The sequence below is a fragment of the Arsukibacterium ikkense genome, assembly GCF_000987775.1.
In the GTDB taxonomy this organism is placed as follows: domain Bacteria; phylum Pseudomonadota; class Gammaproteobacteria; order Enterobacterales; family Alteromonadaceae; genus Alishewanella; species Alishewanella ikkense.
In genome coordinates, this window is record NZ_LAHO01000009.1 from 163569 (window position 1) to 179285 (window position 15717).

Annotated in this window: 17 protein-coding genes and 2 pseudogenes; 8 read left to right on the forward strand and 11 right to left on the reverse strand. The window is 50.0% G+C overall.

Going from position 1 to position 15717, the window contains the following annotated elements; translation table 11 throughout:
• Position 1 precedes the first annotated feature (1 nt).
• On the reverse strand, positions 2–745 hold the full coding sequence (locus WG68_RS10720) for a ferredoxin--NADP reductase (protein WP_046557678.1): 744 nt from the start codon (positions 743–745) through the stop codon (positions 2–4).
• A 57-nt stretch (positions 746–802) separates the two neighbouring features.
• Here WG68_RS10720 and WG68_RS10725 point away from each other — a divergent pair, with 57 nt between their 5' ends.
• The 4 genes and pseudogenes from WG68_RS10725 to WG68_RS19845 all read left to right on the forward strand — a co-directional run.
• Positions 803–1141, forward strand: coding sequence for a tRNA-binding protein (locus WG68_RS10725; protein WP_046557679.1), 339 nt, complete (start codon positions 803–805; stop codon positions 1139–1141).
• A gap of 65 nt (positions 1142–1206) precedes the next feature.
• Positions 1207–1689, forward strand: a complete 483-nt coding sequence (locus WG68_RS10730) for a SixA phosphatase family protein (protein ID WP_046557680.1) — start codon at positions 1207–1209, stop codon at positions 1687–1689.
• 33 nt (positions 1690–1722) lie between these two features.
• A pseudogene (locus tag WG68_RS10735) lies at positions 1723–2112 on the forward strand (gamma-glutamylcyclotransferase family protein); the annotation flags it as partial.
• A gap of 3 nt (positions 2113–2115) precedes the next feature.
• Positions 2116–2241: pseudogene (locus tag WG68_RS19845) on the forward strand (type II toxin-antitoxin system Phd/YefM family antitoxin); the annotation flags it as partial.
• 95 nt (positions 2242–2336) lie between these two features.
• Here WG68_RS19845 and purH read toward each other — a convergent pair.
• The 8 genes from purH to WG68_RS10775 form a co-directional block, all read right to left on the reverse strand.
• Complete coding sequence (purH, locus tag WG68_RS10740; protein ID WP_046557681.1) at positions 2337–3923, reverse strand: bifunctional phosphoribosylaminoimidazolecarboxamide formyltransferase/IMP cyclohydrolase; 1587 nt, start codon at positions 3921–3923, stop codon at positions 2337–2339.
• Between the two features lie 100 nt (positions 3924–4023).
• The gene (gene fis, locus WG68_RS10745) at positions 4024–4314 is read right to left on the reverse strand and encodes a DNA-binding transcriptional regulator Fis (protein ID WP_046557682.1); all 291 of its coding nucleotides are present in this window, start codon (positions 4312–4314) and stop codon (positions 4024–4026) included.
• Between the two features lie 17 nt (positions 4315–4331).
• On the reverse strand, positions 4332–5306 hold the full coding sequence (gene dusB, locus WG68_RS10750; RefSeq protein WP_083981860.1) for a tRNA dihydrouridine synthase DusB: 975 nt from the start codon (positions 5304–5306) through the stop codon (positions 4332–4334).
• A gap of 225 nt (positions 5307–5531) precedes the next feature.
• Positions 5532–6416 carry a 50S ribosomal protein L11 methyltransferase gene (prmA, locus tag WG68_RS10755; RefSeq protein ID WP_046557683.1) on the reverse strand — a complete coding sequence of 295 codons (885 nt, stop codon included), beginning with the start codon at positions 6414–6416 and terminating at the stop codon, positions 5532–5534.
• 79 nt (positions 6417–6495) lie between these two features.
• The gene (accC, locus tag WG68_RS10760; RefSeq protein ID WP_046557684.1) at positions 6496–7839 is read right to left on the reverse strand and encodes an acetyl-CoA carboxylase biotin carboxylase subunit; all 1344 of its coding nucleotides are present in this window, start codon (positions 7837–7839) and stop codon (positions 6496–6498) included.
• 16 nt (positions 7840–7855) lie between these two features.
• Positions 7856–8311 carry an acetyl-CoA carboxylase biotin carboxyl carrier protein gene (gene accB / locus WG68_RS10765; RefSeq protein ID WP_046557685.1) on the reverse strand — a complete coding sequence of 152 codons (456 nt, stop codon included), beginning with the start codon at positions 8309–8311 and terminating at the stop codon, positions 7856–7858.
• Positions 8312–8335: 24 nt separating this feature from the next.
• The gene (aroQ, locus tag WG68_RS10770) at positions 8336–8788 is read right to left on the reverse strand and encodes a type II 3-dehydroquinate dehydratase (RefSeq protein ID WP_046557686.1); all 453 of its coding nucleotides are present in this window, start codon (positions 8786–8788) and stop codon (positions 8336–8338) included.
• A gap of 271 nt (positions 8789–9059) precedes the next feature.
• Positions 9060–10850 carry a protein-disulfide reductase DsbD gene (locus tag WG68_RS10775; protein ID WP_052749054.1) on the reverse strand — a complete coding sequence of 597 codons (1791 nt, stop codon included), beginning with the start codon at positions 10848–10850 and terminating at the stop codon, positions 9060–9062.
• A gap of 319 nt (positions 10851–11169) precedes the next feature.
• On the opposite strand from WG68_RS10775, the gene WG68_RS10780 reads away from it, so the two are divergent.
• The 3 genes from WG68_RS10780 (at position 11170) to WG68_RS10790 (ending at position 13945) form a co-directional block, all read left to right on the forward strand.
• On the forward strand, positions 11170–11460 hold the full coding sequence (locus tag WG68_RS10780) for a co-chaperone GroES (protein WP_046554672.1): 291 nt from the start codon (positions 11170–11172) through the stop codon (positions 11458–11460).
• 64 nt (positions 11461–11524) lie between these two features.
• On the forward strand, positions 11525–13162 hold the full coding sequence (groL, locus tag WG68_RS10785; RefSeq protein ID WP_046557687.1) for a chaperonin GroEL: 1638 nt from the start codon (positions 11525–11527) through the stop codon (positions 13160–13162).
• Positions 13163–13393: 231 nt separating this feature from the next.
• Positions 13394–13945, forward strand: a complete 552-nt coding sequence (locus tag WG68_RS10790) for a DUF3016 domain-containing protein (protein ID WP_046557688.1) — start codon at positions 13394–13396, stop codon at positions 13943–13945.
• 94 nt (positions 13946–14039) lie between these two features.
• On the opposite strand, the gene WG68_RS10795 is transcribed toward WG68_RS10790, so the two are convergent.
• On the reverse strand, positions 14040–14333 hold the full coding sequence (locus tag WG68_RS10795; protein ID WP_046557689.1) for a hypothetical protein: 294 nt from the start codon (positions 14331–14333) through the stop codon (positions 14040–14042).
• An 87-nt stretch (positions 14334–14420) separates the two neighbouring features.
• Positions 14421–14729: a hypothetical protein gene (locus WG68_RS10800; RefSeq protein ID WP_046557690.1), complete on the reverse strand. Its 309-nt coding sequence runs from the start codon at positions 14727–14729 to the stop codon at positions 14421–14423.
• A 171-nt stretch (positions 14730–14900) separates the two neighbouring features.
• On the opposite strand from WG68_RS10800, the gene WG68_RS10805 reads away from it, so the two are divergent.
• On the forward strand, positions 14901–15311 hold the full coding sequence (locus tag WG68_RS10805; RefSeq protein WP_046557713.1) for a MerC domain-containing protein: 411 nt from the start codon (positions 14901–14903) through the stop codon (positions 15309–15311).
• Positions 15312–15717: the final 406 nt, after the last annotated feature.

Sequence of the window (15717 nt, forward strand, 5' to 3'; positions counted from 1 at the left end):
GTTATTTCCAATACTGCTCTACGGTGATATTACCCGGGGTGCGGCGCAGGTTTTTGGTTAAGCCCATACTTTCCAGTACCGCTTTGGTGTCGGTGATCATTTGCGGGTTACCACAGAGCATTACCTGCGATTTGGGGTTTAGCAGCTGGCCGCAGTGTTGTTGCAACTGATGACTGACAATTAAGTTTGGGATGCGGTCTTGCAAGGCGCCAGGGTGGGGCTCGCGGGTGACGATGGGTTGATAGTGCAAATGCCCCGGGTGCTGCGCGACAAAGCCCTCAATCAATTCTTTATAGGCTAAATCGGCGGCGCTGCTGACACTGTGCACCAGTATAATATGGGCAAAGCGCTGGTAGGGTTCATCGGTGGCCAGCATCGACAAATAGGGGCCTATACCGGTGCCGGTGGCGATAAGCCATAAATTGTCGCCGTCGGGTACTTCATCCAGAATAAAAAAGCCACTGGCCGGCTGGCTGATGCCCAGGGTATCGCCAGGCGTCAGCTGCTGCAGTAACGGCGATAACAAACCATCGGCCACGGTGCTGACTAAAAATTCCTGGTATTCACTGCTCGGTGGGTTAACCAGCGAGTAAGCCCGTTGGATCCGGCCTTGTGGGCCATCAACTGCCAGCCGCACAAACTGGCCGGCAATAAAGGGTAGCGGCCCGGTTTTGGCTTTAATGCTGAATAAGTTGCTGGTCCAGTAAATGGTTTCAGAAACCGTTGCATTTAACCATTGCGCCATTGCGTTCTCCGGTTTACTTTAATTTCATTAGCATAGCAGCTTAGCGCAGAGGGCGTTATGGAAACAATCAGCTGGCAAGACTTTGCCAAAGTAGAATTAAGAGTCGGTACCATTATCGCGGTGGACGATTTTCCACAGGCCCGCAAACCGGCCTATAAACTACAACTGGATTTTGGCAGCGAAATTGGTATTAAAAAATCCAGTGCGCAGATAACCAGCCTGTATAGCAAAGAGCAATTACTGGGTAAGCAGGTGATGGCAGTGGTTAATTTCCCAGCCAAGCAAATTGGCCCAATTCAGTCGGAATGTTTAGTCACCGGCTTTGCCCGGGAAGACGGTGCTATAGTGCTGGTCACCGTAGATAGCCCGGTACCGAATGGTGCTAAACTGGGCTAAGCATTTGGAACAAACAATCTACTGTCATAAATCTGCCTTAACGAAGTGTTATAACTGCGGCCGCCATGAATAAATACTTATACTTTCTTCGCCATGCTACTGCAGAAGTTATCCGGCCAAATCAGCTGGATATCGACCGTTGCCTGATTGAAAAAGGCCGTTTGCAGGCGCGGCGGGTTGCCGTGTTCTTAGGGCGACATAATATTGAGCCCGCTATAGTATTGAGCAGTCCTTATCCAAGAGCCATTCAGACCGCCGCAATAGTATGTAAAGAAGCTGAGCTTGCCCAAGCAAAAGAGCTGGACTGGCTGGCACTGGGCACCGACAGCCAATACGCTTTAGCGCAGTTACAGCAACAACTGTCAGTATTGCCGCATCACACTATGCTGGTAGGGCATGAACCTGATTTTTCCAACTTGCTTGGCCAATTGCTGGGCAGTGTTCAGCCGGCCCTAAAAATTAAAAAAGCGTCACTTACCTGTCTGGTTTACTGCGAAATTAGCAATAGCTTTCAGCTGGAATGGTCAATCCCGGCTAAATTTATGTAGAATTAGCGGTTACTGCTTAACCAGGTTTTGTTTATGCCAGAATATTTATTTGTGTACGGTACGCTTCGTCAACACGCCCTGCGCCGCGCCGCCGGCAATTTCTGCTATCAGTTACTGCAGCAGCATGCCAGCCTGGTCGGGCAGGGCCACTTGCAGGCCAAACTGCATCTGGTCGATTATTACCCCGGTGCAGTGCCAGGTGACGACCCCGCCTGGCAGGTTATGGGTGAGGTGTATCAGCTACCGCAAGCAACAAATTTACTAGCAGAGCTGGATGCCTATGAACAATGCGGCCCCGGCTTTGCATCCCCCAGTGAGTACCTGCGGCTTCAACAACAAATCACCCTGCATAATGGCGACATCGTTACCGCCTGGGTTTATGTCTATAACCACTCAACGGAAAGCCTGCAGCAGATTTTGTCTGGTGATTTTTTGCAAGAACGGGCAGCGATACTTGAAGGTATTGCCCGCGGTGAGCAAGCGCTAGGCGCAGGTAACGTAATCAGCCATAAAGATGCCAAGGCGAAAATGGCGAAATGGCTGAAGAAATAAGTACAGCTATGCAAAACTCAAAAGGCCGCAGCGCGGCCTTTTTGTTACGAGTAAAGCAAATACTTAGTAGCGCTATCGCTTAATGGCGCCAGTTTTTAATGTCTAAAGTGCCTTACACCGGTAAATACCATGGCCATACCGTGCTCGTCTGCGGCGGCGATCACTTCAGCGTCGCGCATTGAGCCACCTGGCTGGATTACTGCGGTAATGCCAGCGGCAGCGGCAGCGTCGATACCGTCACGGAACGGGAAGAACGCATCTGAGGCCATTACTGAGCCTGTTACTTCCAGGTTCTCGTCTGCCGCCTTAATACCGGCGATTTTCGCGCTGTATACCCGGCTCATCTGGCCGGCGCCGACGCCGATGGTCATGCTGTCTTTTACATAAACGATAGCGTTGGATTTTACAAACTTAGCTACCTTCCAGCAGAACAGTAAATCTGTTAACTCTTGTTCGGTCGGCTGGCGCTTGGTGACGACTTTTAAGTCCGCGGCAGACACTTTGGCCTGGTCGCGGTCTTGCAGCAGCATGCCGCCATTTACTTGCTTGATATCCAGCGCCGGTGTAGCAGCGCTGAATTCACCACAGACTAATAACCGCACATTCGGCTTGGTGCCTACTACGGCAACGGCCGCAACAGTAGCAGAAGGCGCAATAATTACTTCCACAAACTGGCGGCTAACGATTTCTTGCGCTGTGGTTTCATCTAACTCGCGGTTAAAGGCGATAATACCGCCAAAGGCCGAAGTAGGGTCGGTCTGATAAGCACGGTTATAGGCGGCCAGAATCGAATCACCAATAGCCACGCCGCACGGGTTAGCGTGCTTGACGATAACGCAGGCTGGCTCGGCAAATTCTTTTACGCATTCCAGCGCCGCATCGGTATCGGCGATATTGTTATACGACAATGCCTTGCCTTGTAACTGGTTTGCGGTAGATACCGAGGCTTCAGTCGCGCCGTCCTGCACATAAAAGGCTGCGCTCTGGTGGCTGTTTTCGCCGTAACGTAAGTCTTGCTTCTTCACAAATTGGCTATTGAAGGTGCGCGGGAATTTAGTCGCTGGCTCGCTTGGTGTATCGTAGGCCGGCAACATAGCGCCAAAGTAGTTGGCGATCATGCCATCGTACTGCGCGGTGTGCTCAAAGGCGCTGATCGCCAGGCTAAAGCGGGTCGCGTGCGTGGTAGCGCCGCCATTGGCCTGCATCTCGGCCAGTACCGTACCGTAGTCGTTGGCATTAACAATAATGGTCACATCTTTGTGGTTTTTCGCTGCCGCGCGCACCATAGTTGGGCCACCGATATCGATATTTTCTACCGCATCTTCCAGCGTACAGCCGCTCTTGGCGACGGTGCTGGCAAACGGATACAGGTTAACCACCACCAAATCGATAGGACCTATATTGTTCGCCGCCATTACGCTTTCATCAACGCCGCGTCGGGCTAGAATACCGCCGTGAATTTTCGGGTGAAGGGTTTTTACCCGGCCGTCCATAATTTCCGGGTGGCCGGTGTAATCAGAAACTTCTGTTACCTGAATACCTTGCTCCGCTAACAGCTTAGCGGTACCACCGGTAGATAAAATATCCACCTGCTGCGCTGCTAAGGCACGGGCAAATTCCACGATACCGGTTTTATCAGACACACTTAACAGTGCGCGGCGAATAGGGCGTAATGTTGTCATGCTTAAACTCTCTTGTCGCTTGCAGATATCAGATTTTAACTCAACCAATAAAAAAGCACCCGAAGGTGCTTAGTGGCGAGGCGGGCGCCTCGCGGTGGCATTAACTCATGCCGTATTGTTTCAGCTTCTTGCGCAGCGTACCGCGGTTAATGCCCATCAGATTAGCGGCGCGGGTTTGGTTGCCGCGGGTGTATTTCATCACCTCTTCCAGTAACGGCCGCTCTAACTCAGACAACACCAGTTCGTACAGGTCGTCAACATCCTGACCGTTTAACTGTTGCAGGTAGTTGGCAACGGCTTTTTGTACCGCGTTGCTTAAAGCTTGTGGCTTTTCCTGGGTTTGAACATGGGCGTTAGTAATAAATGGCGAAGTAACGTTCGAATTAAACATTGCTTTTCTCTTTTACGTTAGGTTGCTGCTAGTTGATAAAAATAGTCATTTAATGCCTCGAACTGGCGCTCAGCCAGCTCAATAGCATTGAATTCGCTGCGAAACACACCCTGGGCATCATGCTCAGCTAAATACCAGCCAACGTGCTTGCGGGCGATCTTCGGCCCTAAATGCACACCGTATAACTGATGTAAGCCCTGCACATGCTCCAGCATGATTTGCTGCACTTCAGCGATAGCCGGTGCAGCCAGTTTTTCACCTGTTGCCAGGTAATGGGCCACTTCCCGGAAAATCCAGGGGCGCCCCTGTGCCGCACGGCCAATCATAATGGCGTCGGCACCGGTATAATCGAGCACAAACTGTGCTTTTTCCGGCGTAGTAATATCGCCATTGGCTATAACAGGTAGCGACACCGCCTGTTTAATGGCTTTAATGGTATCGTACTCGGCTTCGCCTTTGTACATGCAGGCCTTGGTGCGGCCATGCACTGCCAGCGCCTGTATGCCATTGTGTTCTGCTAAACGGGCAATCTGCACCCCATTGCGGTGCTCTGGATCCCAGCCGGTGCGAATTTTCAGCGTTACCGGTACTGGTACTGCGTTAACCACGGCGCGAATAATTTTTTCTACCAGCTCGGGGTATTGCAATAACGCCGAGCCTGCCAGTTTTTTATTCACTTTCTTGGCCGGGCAACCCATGTTGATATCGATAATATCGGCACCGATCTCAACATTGTATTGCGCCGCTGCAGCCATTTGTTCTGGATCGCTACCGGCAATCTGCACCGAGCGAATACCCGACTCCTGACGATGACCCATCCGGTTTTGCGACTTTTCGCTTTGCCAGACCAGCGGATTGCTCGACAGCATTTCAGAGACAGCTAAAGCAGCTCCAAACCGCCGGCAAAGCTCTCGAAAAGTGTGATCTGTCACGCCAGCCATCGGCGCGCAAATAACCTTGTTCGCTAACTGATAAGGACCTATGCGCACCATGTAATCCAAGGCTCTACCCGTAAGGGGCGCTAAGTTTACGGATTTTTGCCAACAAAGCAAAGGTTATTATTTAAACAAAAGGCTAATTAATGTGGCCTTTGAGGGATTGACATTCGCTAAAAGGCTGAAAAGGCGTGTTTTCCTGTAACTGCCAACCCGTAAACAATGGCCTGCGCAAAAAGATAATTGTAAGGCTGTCTGTTTTGTCACCAGTGTGTTTGCCAGTTAACCGCCATTTTTACGTGCGCTTAAGCGTACCCATTCTTCTTGCTCAGCTACCGGCTCAAAGCTGAATTCATGCTGGTAGGCGGCCATGACACTTTGCGCCTGACTTTGCAAAATGCCTGATAACGCCAGCAGACCACCGGGTTTGACATAGGCGCTTATTACCTGGCTTAGCTCAGCCAGTGGCCCGGCCAGAATATTGGCCACCACCACATCGGCTTGCAAAAGCGGCTGGTCTTTCGGCAGGTACAGCTCTATCTGGCCACTAACGTTATTGCGCGCGGCATTGGCAGTACTGGCTTCTATCGCCTGCGGGTCAATATCGATACCAACCACCCGTTTTGCGCCTAGTTTCAGTGCTGCTATGCCTAAAATACCGGAACCACAGCCAAAATCGACCACGGTTTGCTCAGGTTGAATATGCTGATCCAGCCACTGCATGCATAAAGCGGTAGTGGGGTGGGTGCCGGTGCCAAACGCCAGGCCGGGGTCGAGCATCACGTTTACTGCAGTAGGGTCCGGAATATCGCGCCAGCTGGGGCATACCCATAAGCGCCTGCCAAATTTAATCGGATGAAAGTTGTCCATCCACTCGCGTTCCCAGTCTTTGTCTTCCAGTTGTTCCAGTTTGTACTCGACGCCGTTTTTAAAAAAGGCCACTTTCTGTAATTGGCTTAACACCTTATCCATCGGGTGCTCAGCGTCAAACAGGCCCACCACCACAGTGTTAGTCCAGTAAATCACTTCACCTGGCATCGGCTCGTATATCGGGGTGTCGTGCGCATCGACAAAACTCACCGCCTGGGCACCCCAGCCTTGCAGCATATCGCTGACTTGCTCAGCTTTATCTTCAGTGGTGTTAATACGTAATTGGATCCAGGGCATGTTGGCTCTCTTGCAGCAATTTTGGCGCATTATAGCAAAAAGGCCGCAATTGCGGCCTTTAATCTGGTTAAAGCTGGGCTTACTTCATATTCAGCTTTTTCTCAAGGTAATGAATATTAGTGCCGCCTTTGCAAAACTCAACATCGCGCATGATATCTTTATGCAGCGCAATATTGGTTTTAATGCCTTCTACCAGCAGTTCGTCCAGTGCATTACGCATGCGGGCGATAGCGATATCCCGGGTTTCACCGTAGGTGATCAGCTTACCGACCATTGAATCGTAGTTTGGCGGTACGGTGTAATCAGCGTAAATATGCGAATCCCAACGCACACCATTACCACCGGCGGGGTGGAAACGGGTAATTTTCCCTGGCGAGGGCATAAAGGTCACCGGATCTTCAGCATTGATCCGACACTCCACCGCATGGCCACGAATGACGATGTCTTCCTGTTTCAGCGTTAACGGCATGCCAGAGGCAACCCGCAGCTGTTCTTTAATCAGGTCGACTCCGCTGATCATTTCGGTTACCGGGTGTTCCACCTGAATACGGGTGTTCATCTCAATAAAGAAAAATTCGCCGTTTTCAAACAAAAACTCGAAGGTACCGGCACCGCGATAATTCATCACTTTACAGGCATCGACACAACGGCCACCGATAAAGGCCCGCAACTCTGGTGTAATGCCCGGCGCTGGCGCTTCTTCCACTACTTTCTGGTGGCGGCGCTGCATAGAGCAGTCACGCTCACCTAAGTGAATAGCGTTGCCCTGGCCGTCGGCTAATACCTGAATTTCGATATGCCGTGGGTTTTCCAGGAATTTTTCCATGTACACCATATCGTTACCAAAGGCTGCTTTCGCTTCCGCTTTGGTCATCTCAATAGAATTAACCAGTTCTTCTTCGCTGCGTACCACCCGCATACCGCGGCCACCGCCACCGCCAGAGGCTTTAACGATAATGGGGTAGCCAATGCGCTTGGCAATGACTTTATTGGTGGCCGGGTCATCACCTACCGCACCGTCAGAGCCCGGTACGCAGGGTACACCGGCTTTTTTCATCGCTTCAATAGCGCAGACTTTATCGCCCATTAAGCGGATAGAATCCGGGTGTGGGCCAATAAACACCAGGCCGCTTTCTTCTACCTGCTGGGCAAAGTCAGCCCGCTCGGCTAAAAAACCGTAACCCGGGTGGATCGCCTGGGCATTGGTGACTTCAGCTGCCGCTATTAACGCCGGAATATTTAAATAACTTTGTGGTGACGGCGCCGGGCCAATACAAATGGTTTCGTCGGCCAGCAGCACGTGCTTTAAGTTACGGTCGATGGTGGAGTGCACCGCCACCGTTTTGATCCCGAGTTCTTTGCAGGCGCGTAAAATACGCAACGCAATCTCTCCCCGGTTGGCAATAAGTACTTTTTCTAGCATCGGTCAGCCTTTTGGGTTATTCGAGAATAAATAACGGCTGATCAAATTCGACCGGGTCGCCGTTTTCAACCAGAATTTCTTTTACCACGCCTGCTTTGTCAGACTGGATCTGATTCATCATCTTCATGGCTTCAACAATACACAGGGTATCACCTACTTTAACTGTCTGGCCCACTTCAACAAAGGCTTTAGAGGTAGGCGAAGCTGCCCGGTAGAACGAACCAACCATTGGTGATTTAACAACCTGGCCAGTAAAAGCAGCTTTAACGGGCTCAGCGGTCACTGCCGGTGCTGCTGGCGCCTGCGCCTGCATCGGCGGCTGAGCATAGTGCATTTGTGGCATTGGCGCATATTGCGGCGCCGGGCTGTGCCGGCTTATCCGTACAGACTCTTCACCCTCGGTTATTTCCAGCTCAGAAATGCCTGACTCTTCGAGCAATTCGATCAATTTTTTAATTTTTCTAATATCCATGTCTGTCGCCTGATGTTAGTTAATTTATTTGGTTGTTTGTAATGCTGCTACCGCTGCGTCCAGCGCATAGTGGTAACCCTTGGCACCTAAACCGCAGATCACGCCTTTGGCGATATCAGCTAAATAAGAGTGTCGCCGGAACGCTTCCCGGGCATGCACGTTGGATAAATGAATTTCTATAAACGGAATAGCTACTGCCAGCAAGGCGTCGCGAATGGCCACGCTGGTATGAGTGTAAGCACCCGGATTAATTAATATATAGTCTTGTTGCCCCAGGCTTTGCTGAATAGCAGCGATAAGTTCATGTTCAGCATTTGACTGAAAATGGCTCAGGCTGACATTCATTGTGCTGGCTGCACTTTCCAGCTCGCTGACAATATCGCTGAGACTGGCAGCGCCATACACGGCAGGCTCTCTGCTGCCCAGCATGTTCAGATTAGGACCATTTAATAATAAAATCCGGTAGTTTGCCGCCATTTGTGCTGTATATCCGCTAAATGTAATGAATAAGTTTTATCTTACGAGAGCCAGCTTAAAAATGCACCTGTTTGCTTAAATAGCCAACATTGTGGTGCCCTTTATCGCCAGATAAGCGCCTTATTATAGTGAAATCGTGACAAATGGCAGCAAAATACTGGTCTTATCAGCCAGAGTAAGCAAAAGGTTGGCAACGTTGAAAGAGAAAAATGCAGCAAAAGTGCGGGCCAGCCCTAGTGAAAGGGCAACGGACTGGCCCTGTTGCTGCAGGCTATAGTTGAGTGATAGCAGCCAGATGCTCGGCAAAGGGCGTGGCGGCCATAAAGCCGGTAACCCTGGAATTCGTCAGTTCCTCACCCTGCGGGCTGAAAAACAACAGCGTAGGCAAGCCCAGCACTTGATAGTGGTTCAGTAGCCGCTCATCAGCGCGGCTCATTTTAGTGACATCCACTTTAATCAGCCGCATCTTGCTGGTATGCGCCTGCACTTGTGCTGCCGGAAAGGTTAATTGCTCAAACTCTTTACAGGCAATACACCAGTCGGCGTATAAGTCGACCAGGGTGTATTGATTGGCGGCCCTGGCCAGTGTCAGTTGTTGTTCAAGCTCTGCCAAATCGGCGACCTCGATAAACTGGCCGGTTGGGCTTTGGGCACTGGCAGCTGCAGCAGCGGGCTGGCCCGGGCTGAAGTACTGCCAGTTAAACAGGATGGTAGTTAACAGCAATAACTGGCCAATTAGCAGCAGGCTGGCTTTGGCCGTGCTACCCGGCTGTTCAAACAGCAGCTTAAATAAGTAGCCCGTTACCAGCAGGCTTAACAGCGACGCCAGCAGCACAATTTGCCAGAATGGCAGAATGCGCTCCAGCAGAATAATTGGTACCAGCAGCAGCACAAAACCAAACGCCGTTTTCACTATGTTCATCCAGGCACCAGCTTTGGGCAGCAGTTTGCCACCAGAGGTACCCAGTAAGATCAGCGGTATACCCATACCCAGGCTGAGAATATACAGGGTGAGTGCACCCAGCAGTAAATCACCGCTTTGTGCGACGTACAATAACGCGGCTGATAAGGGTGCCGTGGTGCAGGGTGAGGCTATCAGGCCGGATAAGGCGCCCATCACAAAAGCGCCTTTTAAGCTGCCGCCCTGCTGCTTATTGCTAACGTTCCTGATTTTTGCCTGCCAGCTTGACGGTAGCTGAAAATTAAAACTGCCAAACATCGCCAGTGCCAGCAGTACAAAAATAACAGCGGCAGTAATGAGTACCGCCGGGTGTTGCATCCAGGCCTGAAACTTCACCCCTAAGCTGGCTACTACCAGCCCCAGCAGCGAATACATAATGGCCATACCCTGCACATAGCTGAACGACAAACTAAAGGCACGGCGGGTACTGAGTTGTTTACCCTGGCCAACAATAATACTGCTTAAAATGGGGTACATCGGAAACACACAGGGGGTAAAGGCCAGGCCCAGACCTAACAGAAAAAACACGCTCATATTCAGCCAGATAGAACCAGTGCTAAGCCGCTCAGCCAGGCCATACTGGCTGGAGGTAGGGCTAGCTGAAGCTGTTTCTGTTGTGGCAGCGGCTACCGACTTCCCTGGCATTGATATCGGAATTTCTTTGTTGATTGGCGGGTAACATAAGCCCGCCTCAGCGCACCCCATATATTGAATGCGTAAAAACGCATCTTCGCTGATATCGGCCAGCGGAATTTTCAGAGTCAATTGATGGAAATAGACATCAGTTACCCCAAAAAACTCATCTTCTATTTGCATGCTGGCCGGGTAGCTTGGATGAGAAAAACTGACCGCCACGCCGCCATACTTAAATTTGTCGCGGTACATATAGTAGCCGTCGGCAATGGTCCAGCTAACGATCAGTTCGTTGTCTACCTGGCGAAAGTCCATAACAAAGGCCTGGTCAACCGGCAAAAACTTGTCATCTGCCTGCAGCAGGCTATCCAGCACTGAGCGCTGCTGCGCCTGGCTGGGTGCTGCACTGAACGTTAACCCCAGCAATGAAAACCACAGTACAAATGGCAGCAAAAACACTTTATACATCAGTTAAACCTTCTTGTTGAAATGCTGAGCGCTGGCTAAAACCGGCATTATTTAATCAGCGTCACTATACGTCAAAACAGGCTGCTTGGTCTTTTTGCTTGCGACAAAGTCCTGCTGCCAGTAGACCTGTTGTTGCCGGCAATTATTTCATTGCTTACTTAATTAATGCTTAAGAAAGTCAGTTAATCGCTGCCAACATAGTCGGGTAATAAGAATTTTTTAGTTTGCCCCTTGGATTTTTTTCGCGGCCGCCCCATATACCGAACACACATTTTAACACCCATGTTAAAACTCAAAAAACGCTTTAGGAGATTAGAGCATGAATATTCGTCCATTACATGACCGTGTCATCATCAAACGCTTAGAAGCAGAAAGCAAGTCAGCGGGTGGCATCGTCTTAACTGGTGCTTCTGCCGAAAAATCAAGCCGTGGCGAAGTCGTTGCGGTTGGCAATGGTCGCATTTTAGACAGCGGTGACGTTAAGCCGTTAGATGTAAAAGTTGGCGACAAAGTATTATTTGGTGCCTATGTAGAGCGCACTGAAAAAGTAGACGGTCAGGAGTTTGTGATCACTAAAGAAGACAACATCTTAGGTGTGATCCTCGATTAAGTCGTGCGCTTTAGCCGCACGTTGACTCATCGTTTAACTTAGAACTGAATTAAGGAATTTTAAAATGGCTGCAAAAGACGTACGTTTTGGCGACGAAGCTCGCAATAAAATGCTCAAGGGCGTAAACATTCTGGCAAACGCGGTGCGGGTAACGCTTGGCCCGAAAGGCCGCAATGTTATTCTGGACAAATCTTTTGGCTCACCGGTTATCACCAAAGACGGTGTATCGGTTGCTAAAGAAATTGAATTAGAAGACAAGTTTGAAAACATGGGTGCGCAAATGGTAAAAGAGGTTGCCTCTAAAGCCAACGACGAAGCCGGTGATGGTACTACTACTGCTACTGTGTTAGCGCAAAATATCATTAACGAAGGCGTAAAAGCCGTTGCTGCCGGCATGAATCCAATGGATTTAAAGCGCGGTATCGACAAAGCGGTAATTGCTGCCGTTGCCGAGCTGAAAACCCTGTCTCAACCTTGTGCCGACACTAAGGCCATTGCACAGGTAGGTACTATTTCTGCTAACTCTGACGAAGAAATTGGTAAAATTATCGCCGATGCCATGGATAAAGTGGGTAAAGAGGGCGTGATCACCGTTGAAGAAGGCCAGGGTTTAGCCAACGAGCTGGACGTGGTTGAAGGTATGCAGTTTGACCGTGGTTACCTGTCGCCGTACTTCATCAACAACCAGGAAGCCGGCCAGGTAGAACTGGACAGCCCGTTTATTCTGACGGTTGACAAGAAAATTTCTAATATCCGTGAGTTATTACCGGTACTAGAAGGTGTAGCCAAATCAGGCAAGCCGCTGTTAATCATTGCTGAAGATTTAGAAGGCGAAGCCTTAGCTACGCTGGTAGTCAATAACATGCGCGGCATTGTCAAAGTGTCAGCGGTTAAGGCGCCAGGTTTCGGTGACCGTCGTAAAGCCATGTTACAGGATATTGCGACTTTAACCGGTGGTACCGTTATTTCTGAAGAAATCGGTATGGAACTGGAAAAAGCCACGCTGGAAGATTTAGGTACTGCTAAGCGCGTTGTTATTACTAAAGACAACACTACCATTATTGATGGTGCGGGTGAGCAAGGTGCGATTGATGGCCGGGTGAAGCAAATTCGCCAACAAATCGAAGAAGCCACCTCTGACTACGATAAAGAGAAGCTGCAAGAGCGACTGGCCAAACTGGCTGGCGGTGTGGCGGTTATCAAAGTGGGCGCCACCACTGAGATGGAAATGAAAGAGAAAAAAGCCCGGGTAGAAGATGCATTACACGCTACCCGCGCAGCTGTTGAAGAAGGCGTGGTACCTGGCGGTGGTGTAGCCCTGGTTCGGGTTGCCGCTAAACTGACCAGCTTAACCGGTGCTAACGAAGACCAGACGCACGGTATTAAAATTGCCCTGCGCGCCATGGAAGCACCACTGCGTCAAATCGTGGCCAACGCCGGTGAAGAGCCGTCAGTGGTAGTAAACAAGGTGAAAGAAGGCACCGGTAACTACGGTTACAATGCCGCGACCGACGTTTACGGCGACATGCTGGAAATGGGTATTCTGGATCCAACCAAAGTAACCCGTTCAGCATTGCAGTTTGCCGCGTCAATTGGTTCACTGATGATCACTACCGAAGCGATGATCACTGAGTTACCAAAAGATGATGCCCCGGGCATGCCTGATATGGGCGGCATGGGTGGTATGGGCGGTATGATGTAATCCCGCTCTGCTGAAAAAAAGCTCCCGGGTAACAGCGGGGGCTTTTTTTTTGCTACAACTTTATACACTTTACCCTGCCTATTAATACAAATTTGCACAGCCTGCCCGGCCGGTTATGCTCTATAGTATGACAGTAAGCTAAACTAAGTATCGTGATCGTGGTCTAACAGCACAGCGTAGTTCGATAATGGTACAGTGCTAAAAGATCGGGCTAACAAGTGGGAGGTAGTAATGAAAAAATTTCTGATAGCAACAATTGCCCTGGTGTGGTCTGCTGCGGCATTTAGCACACCCACAGTGGGCGCCGAATTAGAAGTGAACTGGCAAGAGCCTGAGAAATTTACAGATATTCGGGCAGCGAATGACTCACGCAGTCGCTTTCAGGCGCGGGTAATGCGTAACTTTGAAAAGTTTTTTCAGGAAATTGCTAACGAGTTGCCAGAAGGCTACAGTTGGCAGGTTACTATTACCGATGTCGATCTGGCCGGAGAAGTCGATTTCTTTGCCACCAGTACGGGCCAGCCTATTCGGGTAATTAAAGAAATTCATTCCCCGGCTATCCGCTTTAATCATTTGCTGCGGGATCAATACGGCGAGGAAGTGGTCGGTGGTGAAGAACGGTTTCGGGATATGGGTTTTATGAGCCGGATGTCGCCACGCGGCAATACCCCGGAATTTGAATTTGAGCGGGTGATGCTGCAAGACTGGTTTAAAAAGCAGTTACAGCCCAAAATTACTGCGCATGCCTCACTACCGCCAAAAGTAAGCAATCCAGAACGCTAACACAGTGTTACCCCTGGCAAAAAGCCCTGCAAGTGCAGGGCTTTATAATATTGATGAATGCTGAAATAGTGGCAAGCTCAGCAGTTTATCGCTGCTATAAAAAACGGGCAATATTACGATAAATTTCCAGCGCTTGCTCACGGGTTAACTGCCCCGCCGAGGCGGCCAGGCCAATAGTGCTACTGACCCGCACGCTCTCTGAGCTCGGCTCTGCCGCCTGTTGGCGGGGCCTTGTAACATCGGGCGTGGCAGTAGCCGTTGCTGCGTCCAGGCTGCGTTGGCGCGAGTTGGTTTCGGCCAATAACGGCGCGGCTGCTGCAGCGCTGTTGCTAACATTGCTATTAGCGTTGCTACTGAAACTGTTAAAAGTACCGGTGTTAACTAACATGGCCTGCTCACTACTCTAACTGGCGGTATTTCCCACCCTTAAGCATAGTAACGTTTGCCGATTTTGCCAGTTGTCGGCTATCAAGCGCTACTTACTTACTGCCTGGCGAAACTCTGCCAGTGTTTTATGTAGTAACTGCAACTGCTTTACTACCCGGGCCAGGGTAGCGGTATTAAATTGCTGGCTTTGCCGGATTGCTGCCACCTGCTCAGCCGCTTCGCTTAAATAGGGCATAAAGCGGTTACTGTTGACCTTAAAATCACTGCTGGCCGGGAAAATGCTTTGATGTTTGGCCTGGCCTTGTTGTTGCAGCTGCTCTAATACGGCATCGGCATCTAATGCTTTGCGATATAGCTCTTTCAGGTTTTCATCAAGTTGGTTAAGTAGGGTATCCATAACGGGCCTGCTAAAATGTGTATGGCGTTATTATGCCACAGTACAGTGGCTGGATCAGCAGCTGCTGTGCTCAATGAGGCCTGACGAAAAACAATTTTGGTCAGTGCGTTTCATTATTAATTGATTTGTTATATTATATCGTTTGTTTTTTATGCGCAGCGGGTTTATATCGTGTTAGCCAGAACAAGGGTGTTATTTGATAAAGTCGGTATTACCGTGACATCGCTTTGCGCGATCCACTGTATTTTGCTGCCGGTATTATTGCCACTACTACCGCTGCTGGGCCTAACCATTAGCCACAATCATGCCTTTGAGCGGATTATGCTGCTGGTCACTATGGTACTTGGTTTTGTGGCGCTGTTTATTGGTTTTCATCGCTATCACCGCAAGCTTTACCCTTTTTACTCGTTGTTTTTAGGTGGTTTTATCTACTGGCAACGTGATGTATGGGGCCACGAATATGAGCATGCTGTGTTAATTGTCGGCGCTTCGCTGGTGGTGCTGGCGCATATTATGAATATGCGTTTGTGTAACCAATGCGACAGCTGCGATTCTGAACACCACGCCGACAAGCCCGCTTAACCGGCGGGTTTTTGCTTATTAGTCGCAGCCGGCCTGCTACGCGCCGGAAAATCACAACAAATCCCATCTACGACATAGTTTTTTCAGCGCCTGACACCATCCTGTGGGCACTTCTGCTAACTACCGGTAAACCTTAAACACAATGTCTGTATCTGCCTGCTGTTTTGGCCCTGCAAGTCAAGCCGGGTATAATAGACAGTCATAGCAGCCTGGCGGGTATAATAGACAGTCATAGCAGCCTGGCGGGTACAATAGACAGTCATAGCTGAGAAGAGATGAACAATCTACCAACTCAAAAGTGTTTATGCAGGGGTTACTGCGTCAAAGATATAGCGGTAGGTGTTGCTAAATCGGAGTAGGATGGCAGCTGGTGTGTCTTTACGGCATTTTCAGGCATGACTCTACC

What these genes read in the sequence shown, in the direction of transcription:
- aroQ (WP_046557686.1), bottom strand. Translation starts at nt 8,788, where the DNA reads ATGGCGGCAAACTACCGGATTTTATTATTAAATGGTCCTAATCTGAAC.
- accC (WP_046557684.1), bottom strand. Translation starts at nt 7,839, where the DNA reads ATGCTAGAAAAAGTACTTATTGCCAACCGGGGAGAGATTGCGTTGCGT.
- WG68_RS10780 (WP_046554672.1), top strand. Translation starts at nt 11,170, where the DNA reads ATGAATATTCGTCCATTACATGACCGTGTCATCATCAAACGCTTAGAA.
- WG68_RS10725 (WP_046557679.1), top strand. Translation starts at nt 803, where the DNA reads ATGGAAACAATCAGCTGGCAAGACTTTGCCAAAGTAGAATTAAGAGTC.
- WG68_RS10720 (WP_046557678.1), bottom strand. Translation starts at nt 745, where the DNA reads ATGGCGCAATGGTTAAATGCAACGGTTTCTGAAACCATTTACTGGACC.
- fis (WP_046557682.1), bottom strand. Translation starts at nt 4,314, where the DNA reads ATGTTTAATTCGAACGTTACTTCGCCATTTATTACTAACGCCCATGTT.
- WG68_RS10800 (WP_046557690.1), bottom strand. Translation starts at nt 14,729, where the DNA reads ATGGATACCCTACTTAACCAACTTGATGAAAACCTGAAAGAGCTATAT.
- WG68_RS10790 (WP_046557688.1), top strand. Translation starts at nt 13,394, where the DNA reads ATGAAAAAATTTCTGATAGCAACAATTGCCCTGGTGTGGTCTGCTGCG.
- purH (WP_046557681.1), bottom strand. Translation starts at nt 3,923, where the DNA reads ATGACAACATTACGCCCTATTCGCCGCGCACTGTTAAGTGTGTCTGAT.
- groL (WP_046557687.1), top strand. Translation starts at nt 11,525, where the DNA reads ATGGCTGCAAAAGACGTACGTTTTGGCGACGAAGCTCGCAATAAAATG.
- prmA (WP_046557683.1), bottom strand. Translation starts at nt 6,416, where the DNA reads ATGCCCTGGATCCAATTACGTATTAACACCACTGAAGATAAAGCTGAG.
- WG68_RS10730 (WP_046557680.1), top strand. Translation starts at nt 1,207, where the DNA reads ATGAATAAATACTTATACTTTCTTCGCCATGCTACTGCAGAAGTTATC.
- dusB (WP_083981860.1), bottom strand. Translation starts at nt 5,306, where the DNA reads ATGGTGCGCATAGGTCCTTATCAGTTAGCGAACAAGGTTATTTGCGCG.
- accB (WP_046557685.1), bottom strand. Translation starts at nt 8,311, where the DNA reads ATGGATATTAGAAAAATTAAAAAATTGATCGAATTGCTCGAAGAGTCA.
- WG68_RS10795 (WP_046557689.1), bottom strand. Translation starts at nt 14,333, where the DNA reads ATGTTAGTTAACACCGGTACTTTTAACAGTTTCAGTAGCAACGCTAAT.
- WG68_RS10775 (WP_052749054.1), bottom strand. Translation starts at nt 10,850, where the DNA reads ATGTATAAAGTGTTTTTGCTGCCATTTGTACTGTGGTTTTCATTGCTG.